The 12,903-nt window shown below is 75.0% G+C and carries 12 protein-coding genes; 3 read left to right on the top strand and 9 right to left on the bottom strand.

The window, feature by feature from the left end:
• The first annotated feature begins 21 nt into the window (after nt 1-21).
• Entirely contained in the window at nt 22-2,379 is a 2,358-nt protein-coding gene (locus tag IG88_RS0132020) for an ATP-binding SpoIIE family protein phosphatase (RefSeq protein ID WP_031048892.1), read from the top strand.
• An 11-nt stretch (nt 2,380-2,390) separates the two neighbouring features.
• On the opposite strand, the gene IG88_RS0132025 is transcribed toward IG88_RS0132020, so the two are convergent.
• The 5 genes from IG88_RS0132025 to IG88_RS0132045 form a co-directional block, all read right to left on the bottom strand.
• A complete protein-coding gene (locus IG88_RS0132025) occupies nt 2,391-3,014 on the bottom strand; it encodes a DNA polymerase ligase N-terminal domain-containing protein (protein WP_031048895.1) in 624 nt (207 codons plus the stop codon).
• A 50-nt stretch (nt 3,015-3,064) separates the two neighbouring features.
• Nucleotides 3,065-3,895, bottom strand: a complete 831-nt coding sequence (locus IG88_RS0132030; protein ID WP_031048897.1) for an aldo/keto reductase — start codon at nt 3,893-3,895, stop codon at nt 3,065-3,067.
• Between the two features lie 75 nt (nt 3,896-3,970).
• Nucleotides 3,971-5,491, bottom strand: a complete 1,521-nt coding sequence (locus IG88_RS0132035; protein ID WP_031048899.1) for a metallophosphoesterase family protein — start codon at nt 5,489-5,491, stop codon at nt 3,971-3,973.
• 112 nt (nt 5,492-5,603) lie between these two features.
• Nucleotides 5,604-6,359, bottom strand: coding sequence for a dienelactone hydrolase family protein (locus tag IG88_RS0132040; RefSeq protein WP_031048902.1), 756 nt, complete (start codon nt 6,357-6,359; stop codon nt 5,604-5,606).
• 109 nt (nt 6,360-6,468) lie between these two features.
• On the bottom strand, nt 6,469-7,089 hold the full coding sequence (locus IG88_RS0132045) for an L-threonylcarbamoyladenylate synthase (RefSeq protein WP_031048904.1): 621 nt from the start codon (nt 7,087-7,089) through the stop codon (nt 6,469-6,471).
• 145 nt (nt 7,090-7,234) lie between these two features.
• Between IG88_RS0132045 and IG88_RS0132050 the strand changes: the two genes are divergently transcribed.
• Nucleotides 7,235-8,764 carry a helix-turn-helix domain-containing protein gene (locus tag IG88_RS0132050; RefSeq protein ID WP_031048906.1) on the top strand — a complete coding sequence of 510 codons (1,530 nt, stop codon included), beginning with the start codon at nt 7,235-7,237 and terminating at the stop codon, nt 8,762-8,764.
• Between the two features lie 114 nt (nt 8,765-8,878).
• Here IG88_RS0132050 and IG88_RS0132055 read toward each other — a convergent pair whose 3' ends face one another.
• From IG88_RS0132055 to IG88_RS0132070, 4 genes are all read right to left on the bottom strand, one after another.
• A complete protein-coding gene (locus tag IG88_RS0132055) occupies nt 8,879-9,919 on the bottom strand; it encodes an NAD(P)-dependent alcohol dehydrogenase (protein ID WP_031048909.1) in 1,041 nt (346 codons plus the stop codon).
• A 47-nt stretch (nt 9,920-9,966) separates the two neighbouring features.
• A complete protein-coding gene (locus IG88_RS0132060; protein ID WP_031048911.1) occupies nt 9,967-10,749 on the bottom strand; it encodes an SDR family NAD(P)-dependent oxidoreductase in 783 nt (260 codons plus the stop codon).
• A gap of 10 nt (nt 10,750-10,759) precedes the next feature.
• Nucleotides 10,760-11,425, bottom strand: a complete 666-nt coding sequence (locus IG88_RS0132065; RefSeq protein WP_031048913.1) for a TetR/AcrR family transcriptional regulator — start codon at nt 11,423-11,425, stop codon at nt 10,760-10,762.
• A 121-nt stretch (nt 11,426-11,546) separates the two neighbouring features.
• The gene (locus IG88_RS0132070; protein WP_031048914.1) at nt 11,547-12,416 is read right to left on the bottom strand and encodes a fructosamine kinase family protein; all 870 of its coding nucleotides are present in this window, start codon (nt 12,414-12,416) and stop codon (nt 11,547-11,549) included.
• Nucleotides 12,417-12,555: 139 nt separating this feature from the next.
• On the opposite strand from IG88_RS0132070, the gene IG88_RS0132075 reads away from it, so the two are divergent.
• Nucleotides 12,556-12,879: a hypothetical protein gene (locus tag IG88_RS0132075; protein ID WP_031048916.1), complete on the top strand. Its 324-nt coding sequence runs from the start codon at nt 12,556-12,558 to the stop codon at nt 12,877-12,879.
• Nucleotides 12,880-12,903 lie beyond the last annotated feature (24 nt).

A 12,903-nucleotide genomic window follows, 5' to 3' on the forward strand; every position in this document is an offset into this window, starting at 1 on the left:
CCCGGCATGATCCTGGACGGCATGGAGGATTCCTCCGCCACGGCGATCGTCGACGCCCGCGGGCTGGTGACGGGGTGGAGCGACGGCGCGCGGCGGCTCACCGGATACCGGGCCGAGGAGGTCGTGGGCCGCCCCGCGCGGGACCTGCTCGCGCGGGCCCTGCCCCCCGGCGCGCTGTCGAGCACCGACACCGTCCGCTCCGCCGTGATCCGGCACCGCGAGGGCCGTCCGGTGGGCCTGCGGCTGCGGGCCGCGACGCTGCTGGGCGCCGACGGCGAACCCGACGGCTACGCGGTGACCGCCGACCCGCCCGGCGGCCCACCGCCCGCCCTGGTCGGCGACGCCGTGCGCCAGGCCCCCCTGTCGATGTCCGTCGTCGACCCCGACCTGCGCTTCGTGCACGTCAACGAGACCACGTGCCGGCTGATGGGCAGGCCCGCCGACGCGCTGCTCGGCCGCCGGCTGCCCGACACGCTCGGGGACTTCGAGGGTGACGCACGGTCCTTCCTGCACCACCTGCGCGTCGTCGCCGACACCGGGCGGCGCGTCCAGTACGAGAGCTACTCACCCGCGCCGAACGGCACCCCCCTGCACGCCTGGACCGTGGAGATCTGGCCGGTCCACGACGCGTCCGGCGCGCTCACCGCCGTCGCCATGGCCGCGCTGGAGAGCACCGAGCAGCACCGGGCACGCGAGGGGCTCTCCCTGCTGAACGCGGCCGGCACCATCGGCACCACCCTCGACGTCGTCCGCACCGCCGAGGAACTGGCCGGGCTCCTCGTGCCGCGCTTCGCCGCCTTCGCCGCCGTCGACCTGCTCGACTGGGTCCTCGGCACCGAGGAACCCCGCGTGACGCCCCTCGGGCAGGCCGCACTGCGCCGGGTGGCCCACGTCGCGGCCACCGAAGGCTTTCCCACCCCCGAGGCACCCCTGGGCGGACCCGGGGTCCACCCGCCCGGCAGCCCGCCCGACCGGGCGATGCGGGAGGGCCGCGTCGTCCTCAGCGGCCCCGGCGACCCGGAGTTCGACCGGTGGATGCGGATCCGCGAGGCCGAGGCCCCGTACAACCGCCCCTTCCGCGAAGTCGTCTGCTCGGTCCTGGCCGTGCCCCTGCGGGCCCGCGGGACCACCCTGGGCGTGGCGCTGGCCCTGCGGACCGCGCCCCGGGAGCCGTACACCGCCGAGGACGCCGTACTGGCCGAGGAACTGGCCGGCCGGGCCGCCGTCTCCGTCGACAATGCCCGCCGCTTCGCCCGCGAGCGCTCCACCGCCCTGGCGATCCAGCGCAGCCTGCTCCCCAGGGACCTGCCCGGACAGGCCGCGGTCGAGGTGACCCACCGCTACCTGCCCTCCGGGTCCGCGGCGGGCATCGGCGGCGACTGGTTCGACGTGATCCCGCTCTCCGGCACCCGCGTCGGCCTCGTCGTCGGCGACGTCGTGGGCCACGGCATCCCGTCCACGGCGACCATGGGCCGGCTGTGCACGGCCGTGCGCACCCTCGCCGACGTCGACCTGCCGCCCGACGAACTCCTCACCCACCTCGACGACCTCGTCACCCACCTCTCGGCCACCGACGCGCACAACGGCGGCGACGCGGAGATCCCGGAACTCGGCGCCACCTGCCTCTACGCCGTGTACGACCCGGTGTCCCGGCACCTGGCCCTCGCGGCCGCCGGCCACCCCGCGCCCGCCCTCCTCCTGCCCGACGGCACCACCCGGCTCGTCGACATGACCGCAGGGCCGCCGCTCGGGGTGGGCGGACTGCCCTTCGAGGCGACGGAGCTGGAACTCCCGGAGGGCTCCGTCGTCGCCCTGTACACCGACGGACTGGTCGAGGACCGCGACCGCGACCTCGACCACGCCACCGCGGAACTGTGCCGGGCCCTGGCCGCACCCGCGGCTTCCCTCGACGCGCTCTGCGACGGCGTCCTCAAGGCCGTACTGCCCGAGGAGCCCGGCGACGACGTCGCACTCCTGCTGGCCCGCACCCGGGCGCTGGGCGAGGACCGGGTGCGCACCTGGGACGTCCCCCCGGACCCCGCCGGCGTGGCGGCCGCCCGGCAGACCGTCGTCGGACAGCTGACGGCGTGGGGACTGCAGGACACGGCCTTCGTCACCGAACTCGTCGTCAGCGAACTCGTCACCAACGCCATCCGGTACGGCGAGCCGCCCATCCAACTGCGCCTCATCCGCGACACCGCCCTCATCTGCGAGGTCTCCGACGCCAGTTCCACCTCGCCCCACCTGCGCCGCGCCCACGCCTACGACGAGGGCGGCCGGGGACTGCTCCTGGTCGCCCAGCTCACCCAGCGCTGGGGCAGCCGCCAGACGGACACCGGCAAGACGATCTGGGCCGAGCAGCCGCTGCCCGCGGGATGAACCCCCCGGCCCTACGCCCCGCCGTCCTCCGCGGCCACCCGGGCCAGCGTGCGGCCGGTGCGCGCCGACCGGGCCCGCCGGGGGTCCGGGGTCCCGTGCCCGCGCCCGCCGCCGGCCGTCTTCACCAGCAGCCAGGCGGCGTCCTCACCGGCGCCGCGCTCCGGACCGCCGCGGAAGCGGGTCAGCGCGTACTCGCCGCGCAGCTTCGCGCCGTGCAGCCGGAACCGGGCGTGTCCGTGCGCCAGCGACTCGGCGAAGTCGACCGGCCGCCCCCGGCGGTCGTGGCTCAGCGGCTCGTAGGTGCCGTGGTCCCACACGATGACCGTGCCGCCCCCGTACTCGCCCGCGGGGATCACGCCCTCGAACTCCTCGTACTCCAGCGGGTGGTCCTCCGTCGGCACCGCGAGCCGCTTGTCGCTCGGGTCCGCCGACGGCCCCTTCGGCACCGACCAGGACCTGAGCACGTTCGCCACCTGCAGCCGGAAGTCGAAGTGCAGGGTGCTCGCGTCGTGGATCTGCACGACGAAACGGGGTGGGCCGTCCCCGCCCGGCGCCCCGTCGCCGGCGGGCTCACCCGTCCGGCCGAAGTCCCGCCTGCCGTGGTAGTCCCGCAGCCCGTCGCTCTCGCCGCCCACCTGGCGCTCCCTTCCGGCAGACCCTCGCCGACGCGGCCCGGGTACCCCGCTCAGAACTCCTCGTGCACCTCCGGGTCGCCCCCGATCCGCCGGTGCGCGCGGTCGGCCACCGCGCTCATCTGCCCGGCGTCCAGTTCGAAGCCGAAGACGTCCAGGTTCGCCCGCTGCCGCGCCGGGTCGGCGGACTTGGGGATCGGCACCGCGCCCAGTTGGACGTGCCAGCGCAGGACCGCCTGGGCGGGCGTCACCCCGTGCGCCCGGGCGACCGCGGCGACGGCGGGGTCGTCCAGCAGGTCGCTGCCCCGGCCCAGCGGGCTCCAGCTCTCGGTGCGGATGCCCTTGCGCTCGTGGTAGGCGCGCAGCTCGTCCTGCGGGAACAGGGGGTGCAGCTCGATCTGGTTGACGGACGGCAGGACGCCCGTCTCCCTCTCCAGCCGCTCGATGTGCCCGGCCGTGAAGTTGGAGACGCCCACCGAACGCACGAGACCGTCCTCGCGCAGTTTGACCATCGCCTTCCACGACTCGACGTACTTGTCCACGCGCGGCAGCGGCCAGTGGATCAGGTACAGGTCGACGTACTCCACGCCGAGACGGGCGCGGGACTCCTCGAACGAGGCGAGCGTCTCCTCGTAGCCGTGGTGCCGCCCGGGCAGCTTGGTGGTCACGACGATCTCCTCGCGGGGGAGACCCGCGGAGGCGATGCCGCGGCCGACGCCGGTCTCGTTGCGGTAGTTCGCCGCCGTGTCGATCAGGCGGTACCCCGCGCCCAGGGCCTCGCGGACCGCCCGCTCGGCCTCGTCGTCCGTCATCGGCCAGGTGCCCAGGCCCAGGGCGGGGAGCGTGGTGCCGTCGTTGAGCGTGTACGCCGGGATGCTGATCACCGTGGAGCCCTTCCCTCGACTGTGCGCGGCGCTGGTGCCGCCCGGTCCCAGCCTCGCCCACCCGGGGACCGGTGATCAACCGGACGCCGGTCGCACCAGCGGGATCGTCACCTCGTCCTCGACCGGCGGGTCCTCCTCCTGCGCCCGGTTCCCGGTGGCCGCGTAGCAGCGCAGCCGGACCGACTCCGGCGTCACGTCCAGCCGCAGGAAGCACTTGAAGAAGGGCGGGCGGTACGTCGCGGAACCGGGCGAGAACACCGAGGTGTACATCTTGCGCACGGGCAGCCGGAACCGCTTGCGGCGTTCGGGCCGCCGCGCCGTGCCCAGCAGCCCGGCCACGATCCGGGTGCGCCGGGTGACCCGCGCGCCGTCCCCCGGGGCGCGGCCGGTGCGGATGCCGAGGCGTTCGGCGATCACGGCCGTCGCCTCGGCCTCCGTGAGGGTGAACAGGCGCCGCAGCCGCAGCCGCCGGCCGTACAGGGCGCTGTAGAAGGCGAGCGAGTCGCCGCGCAGCGGGTAGGAGCGGAAGTCGTCCTCGGTGACGCCCGCCACCGAGACGCGCGGGATGGTGTGGGTGGCGTGCATGAACGCACCGCCGCCGCCCGCCACGACGTACTGCACGGTCCGGCCGCCGCCCACGTCGACCGGATAGCGCTGGTAGTTGTGGATGTCGCCGCCGATCGCCGCGACGTAGTGGTGGGCCGGGTCGCGCACGACGGCGTCGACCGTGCCGCCGCCCTCGATGGCGCACGGGTGGTGCTCGCCGTCCACGTACAGGGGCGAGCCGGTGACGAGGATCTTCGGGCGGTCGCCCGCCGACACCTCGCGCAGCCAGGCGCCCTGCTCGGCGTCGACCGTGCCGAGCAGCCCCGTGTCGATGCCGACGATCCTGACCGGACCGGCGTCGACGGCCCAGTACGGCCCCGGCTGGACGGCCCGCTGGGCCGGGGCCGGGCGCAGCTCGCGCGCCTCGTCCAGACGGGCGCCGTCGTCCGGGCGCGGCCGGTGCCACAGCAGGGAGCGCAGCCACGCGGCGGTGAACGGGCGCGGCGCGGGTTCCGGCGGCAGCGGCGGGGCGTCGTCGCAGAAGACGCGCATGAAGGCGCCGAGGTCCTCGTACCAGTCGTGGTTGCCCGGTATCGCGTAGACGGGCGCCGGGTAGTCGCGGTAGGGGCGGAAGAACTTCGGGCCGTAGTCGTCGGCGCTGCCCACCGGGTAGATCACGTCGCTCGCGAGCACCGCGAACCGGGTGTCCCCGCCCGCCTTCAACAGCCCGGGCACGACGGCGTACTGGGAGTCGCCGCCCTCACCCGTGTCGCCGACGACCAGGAAGGAGAACCGGTCGGGGTCCTCCCGCCGGATCACCTTGTCGGCCGGTGCCCCGGCCGCCGCCCGCTGTGCCACCCAGCGGGAGCGGGTGCGGCCGGTGGGGTCACCGAACCAGGAGGCCAGTACGCCGTTGCGGGCGGCCCACAGGGTTCCCGGGTTCAGCCAGGACACTTTCCCGGGGTGCCGCGGCATGAGCGCCCGGTAGGAGCCGGGCTCGGCGGAGCCCCAGCCGGCGCCCTCGGCACCATCACGTGAGGAGTTGGACATCCGGGCACGGTAACAACGCCCGGACCGGCGGCCGGACGGGGGCCGAACCGGGACTGGACGGGGGCCGGAGGGTCAACTCCGGCCCGGTGCGGGCGGGTTCGCGGGGCCGGAGTCAGAGCGTCCGGGCCAGGAGTCCGAGCAGCGCGTCCCAGTGACGTTCCGCCGCCTCCTCGTCGTACGCGGAGGTGTCGGCCTGGGTGTAGCCGTGGTGCGCGCCCGCGTAGACCTCGCAGCGGTGGGTCACCCCGGCCGCGGTCAGGGCCGCCTCCAGCCGCTCCTGCTGCTCGGCGGGCATGCCCGGGTCCCGGTCCGCGTGGGCGAAGTACGCCTCGGCGGCGATGTCCCCGGCCACCAGGTGCGGGCTGTGCGGACCGTCCGTCGCCAGGTTGCCGCCGTGGAAACCGGCCACCGCGGCGACCCGGTCCGGGTAGGTGCCGGCGGTGCGCAGGGCGAGGGCGGCGCCCATGCAGTAGCCGGTCACCGCGACCGGCCCCTCGGCCGCCTGCGGTGCCCGGGCCAGCCAGTCCAGGTAGGCGCCCGCGTCCCGCATCGCCCGCTTCGGGGACAGCGCCTTCCGGACGGGGTCGAGCCGCCGGAAGATCTCCGGCCGTTCCTCCGGGCCGATGAACTCCGGCAGTTCCACGACGGGCGCCCGTCCGCCGCGGTAGAAGACGTTCGGCACCAGGACGGCGTACCCGGCACCGGCCAGCCGGTCCGCCATGGCGCGCAGGCCCGGGCGCAGCCCGAAGGCGTCCATGTACACGAGGACCGCGCGGTGCGGTCCGCCGTCGGCCGGACGGGTCAGGTAGGCGTCGGCGACGCCGTCGTCGGTGGGGATGCCGACGTCGCTTCCCTGCACTGCGGTCATCGGGGGGCACGCCCTTCTCTCGTTCTTGCCGTTCTTGCCGTTCTTGCCGCTCTCGCCGGTGTTCCGGTCGTTCCTGTCGTGCTGTCTGCTGTCGCCCGCGGGCGGGCGGCTACTCGAACCGCGACGTGTCGCCCGCGCCCCGCCGCACGATCTCCGCCCCGCCGTCGGAGAAGTCGACGACCGTGGTGGGCTCCGTGCCGCAGTCCCCGGAGTCCACGACCGCGTCCACCACGTGGTCGAGCCGGTCCTTGATCTCCCAGCCCTGCGTCATCGGCTCCTCCTCGTCGGGGAGCAACAGCGTGCTGGACAGCAGCGGTTCACCGAGTTCGGCGAGCAGGGCCTGGGCGACCACGTGGTCGGGGATGCGGACGCCGACCGTCTTCTTCTTGGGATGCTGGAGCATGCGCGGCACCTCCCTCGTCGCCGGCAGGATGAAGGTGTAACTGCCCGGGGTCGACGCCTTGATCGCCCGGAACACGTCGTTGTCGATCTGTACGAACTGCCCGAGCTGCGCGAAGTCCTGGCAGACCAGGGTGAAGTGGTGCCGGTTGTCCAGGTGCCGGATGGAGCGGATGCGGTCGATCCCGTCGCGGCTGCCCAGCCGGCAGCCCAGCGCGTAGCAGGAGTCCGTCGGGTACGCGATGAGAGCGCCGGAGCGGACGCTGTCGGCGACCTGGGCGATGCTGCGCGGCTGGGGGTTGTCGGGGTGCACGTCGAAGTACTTCGCCATTCACCGAGCTTATGCCCGCCCGGCCCTGGCGCCCGACAGGCCCGGCGGTCCGCCCGCCGCGGCGGGCGAAGGGCCCGGCACAGGACCATGGGGTAACGTCCCCGGCCTGGGGGAGGGCACCGGGCGAGACAAGGAGAAGGCCGACGTGGCGGGCCGTGAGGACGCGAGAGGGCAGCGGACGCCCGGCGCCGGTGAGCAGGCGGAATGGGCGCGGGAACTGCTCGGGCACCTGCGTCCGGCCGGACGCGACCCCAACCGGGTGGTGGCCTGGCTGGCCGGCGCCGCGCACGCCACCGTCTCGCTGCAGGACGGCACCGGCAGGCTGCTGGCCGGCACCCGCGTCCCGCTCGACGAGGCGCTGGTCGCCGACGTCACCTCCGGCCGTATCGCCTCGGCCGCGCTGGAGGACCGGGGCCGCCATCTGCGGCTCGTCCGCGTGGAACGGTCCCGGCCGGACGGTGCCGCGGTGCTCGCCGTGGTGCGCGAGGCGCCCTTCGACCGGGACGTCTTCCAGATCGTCACGCACACCGCCCAGGTGGTGGAGCTGCTGCTGGCCGGCCACGAGTCGACCGCGGCCGGGCGGCGGCTTCGCCGGGCCACGTCGGACCTGCGCCTGGCCATCCTGCAGTTGCTGATGGTCGAGGACACCGTCTCCGCCCGCCGGGTGGCCGCCGGACTCTGGCCCGGCCTCCTGGACACCGACACGGCCTGCGTCTACGTCGTGGAGAGCAGCCCCGCGGAACGGGACCGCATCGCCGAGGAGTGCGTGTCGGCGACGGGGGAACGGGCGCTGGTCGTGCGGTGTCCGGCGGTGGACGGTCACGTGATCGTCCTCGCACCGCGCGACAGCGCCGGGCAGGAGCTGCGCGCACTGGTCGGCCGCCGTCCCGGCGTCTTCCTCGGCGGCAGCGCCCCCCAGGGCCTCGCCCGCACCGCGGCCGCCTACGGACAGGCCGTCAGCGCCCTGGCCGTGGCCCGGTTCCACCCCGGCAAGGCGGCCCTGTACGCCGAGCGCACCCGCCCCGAGCGACTGATGGACCCGGTCGGGCTGCACGACTGGACGGCCGGGGTACTCAGCCCGCTCGACACCCTGTCGCACCCCACGCGCGCCGAACTGCTCGCCACCACCCGGCTCGGCCTGGAGTTCACCGCCGTCAGCACGGCGAAGGTCCTCGGCGTCAGCCGCAACACGGTCCGCGCCCGGATGGAACGGGTCGAGTCGCTGCTGCGCACGGACTTCGCCGACCTGACCGTGCGGGCCGCCGTGCACCTCGCCCTGAACTGCCAGATCGGGCTGGCCGAACCCCCGCCGGGGGCCGGCGCGCGGACCGGCGCCGTCCGGCTCGGCGAGCTGCTGTCGGGGGCCGCGCCGCGCACCTGGGCCGCCGATCTGCTGGGCCGGCTCGACGCGGACGGCCGGGACCTGCGACGCACCCTGCGGACCTGGATCGCCGCCGGGGGCAACGCCGAGCGTGCGGCGCAGAAGCTCGGCATGCACGCGCAGACCGTCCGCGAGCACGTGCGCAGCGCCGAGCCCGTCCTGGAGCGCGAGCTGCTCGCCGCCGGCAGCGATCTGTACGAGGTCGTGCTGGCCCACCTGGCGACCGGCGCGCTCGGCGAGCCCCGCCTGCCCGGGACGAAACCGGGCCATCCGGACTCACCTGTGCACGAGTGAGTCCTTCCGGCCCGGCAGCGGGCACCGGCACGATTCACAACGCCGGAGCCGCCCGCGTAGGTTCGAGGAGCAGGGGGCACGACCGGAACGGGGGACCGGTCGCGCCCCCGCCGGTCAGCCGTTGGGCAGGATCACCGCGCGGCCGTTGACCTTGCCCTCGTGCAGGCGCTCGTAGGCGAGCGGGGCCTCGTCCAGGGAGTACGTCTCGGTGTGCACCGACACGGCTCCGGAGCGGGCGAGGTTCAGCACCTCGATCAGTTCGCTGCGGCTGCCCCAGTAGGGCGCGTTGACCGACACCTCGAACGGCAGCATGCCGAACCCGACGGGCAGCGAGGCGCCTCCGATGCCGACGAGCGTGACATCGCCCTCGACGGCCGCGACGGCCCCCGCGGTCTTCACGGTGGGCACCACGCCGACGAAGTCGAAGACGGCCTCGGCGCCGAGACCGCCGGTGATCTCACGCACCGCGTCCGCCGCCTTCGCGTCCGACAGCACCGCCTCGTGCGCGCCCACCTCACGGGCGAGCCGCAGCTTGTCCTCGCTGACGTCCAGGGCGACGACCCGGGCGGAGGACAGGGCGCGCAGCAACTGGATCGCCACGTGACCGAGACCGCCCGTGCCGATGACCACCGCGGTGGAGCCGGGGACCAGCTTGGGCAGCGACCGCTTGATCGCGTGGTACGGCGTCAGTCCGGCGTCGGTCAGCGGTACCGCGGCGACCGGGTCGAGCCCGTCCAGCGGGACCAGGTGCCGGGGGTCGTCGACGAGCAGGTACTCCGCCATCGAGCCCGGACGGCCGAGCCCGGGCGGGTTGATGCCCAGCTCGCCGGCGCGCAGGCAGTAGTTCTCCTTGCCCTCCGCGCACTTGGCACAGGTGCCGCAGCCCCAGGGCCCGTACACGGCGACCGCGTCGCCCTCGGCGAGCCCGGTCACCCCGGCGCCCAGGGCGGCCACGGTGCCGACGCCCTCGTGGCCGAGGGTGAGCGGCAGCTCGTACGGGAAGCCCTCGGCCGGCCAGCTCATCACCGCGATGTCGGAGTGGCAGACGCCGGCCGCGGTGACCTTCAACAGCACCTGGCCGGGCCCGGGCTCCGGGTCGGGAATGGTGACGACCTCGGGCGGGGCCCCGATGGTGCGGTACTGCAGTGCCTTCATGACCGAACTCCTTTGTTCTCGTTCCCCCCGGGGTGGACGACCGGTGGTCAGACGGCGGTGTAGGCGCCGTCGACCAGGTGGTAGCTGCCCGCGACGAAGGACGCCCGGTCGGACAGCAGGAAGGCGATCAGCTCGGCGACCTCCTCGGACCGGCCGAGGCGGCCGGCCGGGTGCAGGGCCACCAGGCCCTTGTAGGCGGCCTCGTCCATGGTCTTCAGCAGCGGGGTGTCGATGAAGCCGGGGCCGACCGCGTTGATGCGTACGCCCTGGGCCGCGTACTCGGCCGCGGCGGCCTTGGTCAGTCCGACCACGCCGTGCTTGGCGGCGACGTAGGCGGGCGAGCCCGCGAAGCCGACCGAGCCGAGGATCGAGGCGACGTTGACGATCGAGCCGCCCCGGCCCGCGGCCAGGATGGCGGGCAGTTCGTAGCGCATCGAGTAGAAGACGCCGTCGAGGTTGGTGCGCACGACGCGCTGGTAGGCGTCGACGTCGTACTCGCCGGTCGGGGCGCTGGGGCCGCCGATGCCCGCGTTGTTCACGGCGAGGTCCAGGCCGCCGTAGGTGTCGACCGCGGACTTCACGGCCGCCTCGACGGACTCCGGGCGGGTCACGTCCAGCTCGACGGCGGTCGCCCCGGCGCCCGCGGCCCGCAGCTCGGCGGCGGCCTGCTCGGCGCCCTCGGCGTTGAAGTCGGCGACGACGACGTTCGCGCCGCCGGCGGCCAGCCTGCGGGCGGTGGCCAGTCCGATGCCGGAGGCGGCGCCGGTGACGAGGACGGTACGCCCGGTGAACTCGGTGGCGTACTCGGTGCTGGCAGGAGTGGTGCTCATGGTGCTGTTCTCACTCTTCGGTGGTGCTGTCGGGGGTCGCGGCCGCGGCCTCCGAGGTCAGGGCGTCGTAGGCCCGCTCCACGAGGGCGGCGAGGTCTGCGGCTCCCGAGTCCCGTTCGTCGCCGCGTGCCCACAGGCGCAGGGCGGCAATCAGGACTCCGGCGGCGGCGTCGACGACGACGGCCGGGCGCACGTCCCGGACGTCGTCCGTGCCGAGCCGGCCGGCGACGATGCGGATCGACTCCTCCTGGGCGTCGACCCGGATGCGCTGGTAGGCGGCGAACAGCTCCGGCTCGGTGTCGGCCAGGGCCAGCAGGCGGCGCATGCGCGGCCGTACGTGCCAGGCCGGGTCCTCCCGGTCGGTCAGCCAGTCCCGGACCGCCCTGCGGTAGGCCAGCAGGGGCGGCTCCGTCGCGGGGCGGGCGCGCAGCAGCGCGTTGATCCGCTCGCCGTCCCGCCGGACGAAGTCGAGCGCCGCGTCCTCCTTGCCGGCGAAGTGCCGGCTGAACGTGCGGCGCGTGACGTCCGCGCGCTCGGCGATCGCCTCCACCGTGGCCGCCGCCGGCCCGCGCTCCAGGATCAGGTCGCAGGCGGCGGTGGCCAGCGCGTCGCGGGTCTGCCGCGCCTTGCGCTGCCGCCGGTCCTCGGTGGTGGGGGAGGGCTTCGTCGCCGTCATGTCTCCGAGACTACACCCGTTCATGTCCCATTGGGACATGTGACCCGTTGAGACATGTGACCCAGTGGGACATGTGACCCACTGGGACAGTACGGGGGACTGGAACGGCGGACGGCGGGTCTCAGCCCGCGTGGCGCAGCGCCGTGCGCGCCGCCGTGACCGCCTGCTCGGCGTAACCGCGCCCGAACACCACGGCGTGCACCAGCAGCGGGAAGAGCTGGTGCAGGCCGACCCGGCCTTCCCAGCCCCCGGCGAGCGGAGCCGCCTCCCGGTAGCCCGCCAGGACCCGGTCCAGGTGCGGACAGCCGAACAGGCGCAGCATCGCCAGGTCGGTCTCCCGGTGCCCGCCGTGGGCGGCCGGGTCGATCAGGCGGACGTGCCCGTCGGCGCCCCACAGCACGTTGCCGTTCCACAGGTCGCCGTGCAGCCGGGCGGGCGGTTCCGCGGGCCCGGCCAGTTCGGGCAGGCGCTCGCAGACCCGCTCGACGACGGCCGCCTCACCGGTCCGTACGGTGCCGGCGTCGACGGCGCGGCGCAGGTACGGCAGCACGCGGTGCGCGGCGTACCACCGGGGCCAGTCGTCCCCGGTGACGTTGCGCATCGGGGCGAGCCCGATGTACGCCTCCTCGGGGCCACCGGGCGGCGCGGACCCGAACGCCGGCGCCCCGGCGGCGTGCAGCCCGGCCAGGTCCCGGCCGAACCGCACCGCCGCCCCGGCGCTCGACGGCCCCTGCGCCACCCGGTCCGAGACCAGCCGGCGCCCGTCCACGCCGTGCACCGCGGGGATCCGCACCGTGCCGGCGTCCGCCAGCCAGCGCAGCCCCGCGGCCTCGGCCCGTGCCGCGCCGGGGGAGTCCGCGAGCTTGACCACCACCGTGCGGCCGTCGTCGAGGCCGACTTCGGTGAGCGCGCCGGACAGCGGGCGCTCGACGGTGGCCGTCCGGCCGGTGAAGCGGGCCGCTACGGCCGAGGACGAGGTGACGGAATCCATGCCGCGAGCCTAGGCCGACACCGCGTGCCCGGGCAGGTCCGAACCGGGGCCCGCCGCGGAGGGCCGGCTGCCCGCCGACCCGGTGAAAAGCGCCGGATACGTCTATCGGACACCTCGGGCACGGGGGAGCAATGGGAGTATGACCAGTTCAGCGTTTCATCGCACCATCACCCTGCCCGCCCCCGTGTGCCGGCAGGCCGCACAGCACCTCGAGCAGGCGGTGCACAAGGCCATCGACGGTGCCGCCACGCCGTGGCGCGCGTTCCGCGGGGCCGACGGCGACGACTTCGCCTTCTCCGTCCCGGTCGTCGAGCAGGCCGCGGGCTGTCTGCTGGTGCTGGCCGCCGAGAGCGCCCAGAGCCTGCGGCCCTCCGCCCTGCGCGCCCTGATCAGCGTCGCGCTGCACCTGCGGGACGCGGCCGAGGCGGTCCGCCGCCCGGCGGTGCCCAGCCCGGCCTGGTGAATCCGGCGCCCGCCGGAAAGACCG

The organism is Streptomyces sp. NRRL F-5650 (assembly GCF_000721365.1).
Taxonomy (GTDB): domain Bacteria; phylum Actinomycetota; class Actinomycetes; order Streptomycetales; family Streptomycetaceae; genus Streptomyces; species Streptomyces ardesiacus.

What these genes read in the sequence shown, in the direction of transcription:
- IG88_RS0132020 (WP_031048892.1), top strand. Translation starts at nt 22, where the DNA reads ATGGAGGATTCCTCCGCCACGGCGATCGTCGACGCCCGCGGGCTGGTG.
- IG88_RS0132035 (WP_031048899.1), bottom strand. Translation starts at nt 5,491, where the DNA reads ATGTCCAACTCCTCACGTGATGGTGCCGAGGGCGCCGGCTGGGGCTCC.
- IG88_RS0132040 (WP_031048902.1), bottom strand. Translation starts at nt 6,359, where the DNA reads ATGACCGCAGTGCAGGGAAGCGACGTCGGCATCCCCACCGACGACGGC.
- IG88_RS0132045 (WP_031048904.1), bottom strand. Translation starts at nt 7,089, where the DNA reads ATGGCGAAGTACTTCGACGTGCACCCCGACAACCCCCAGCCGCGCAGC.
- IG88_RS0132055 (WP_031048909.1), bottom strand. Translation starts at nt 9,919, where the DNA reads ATGAAGGCACTGCAGTACCGCACCATCGGGGCCCCGCCCGAGGTCGTC.
- IG88_RS0132060 (WP_031048911.1), bottom strand. Translation starts at nt 10,749, where the DNA reads ATGAGCACCACTCCTGCCAGCACCGAGTACGCCACCGAGTTCACCGGG.
- IG88_RS0132065 (WP_031048913.1), bottom strand. Translation starts at nt 11,425, where the DNA reads ATGACGGCGACGAAGCCCTCCCCCACCACCGAGGACCGGCGGCAGCGC.
- IG88_RS0132070 (WP_031048914.1), bottom strand. Translation starts at nt 12,416, where the DNA reads ATGGATTCCGTCACCTCGTCCTCGGCCGTAGCGGCCCGCTTCACCGGC.
- IG88_RS0132075 (WP_031048916.1), top strand. Translation starts at nt 12,556, where the DNA reads ATGACCAGTTCAGCGTTTCATCGCACCATCACCCTGCCCGCCCCCGTG.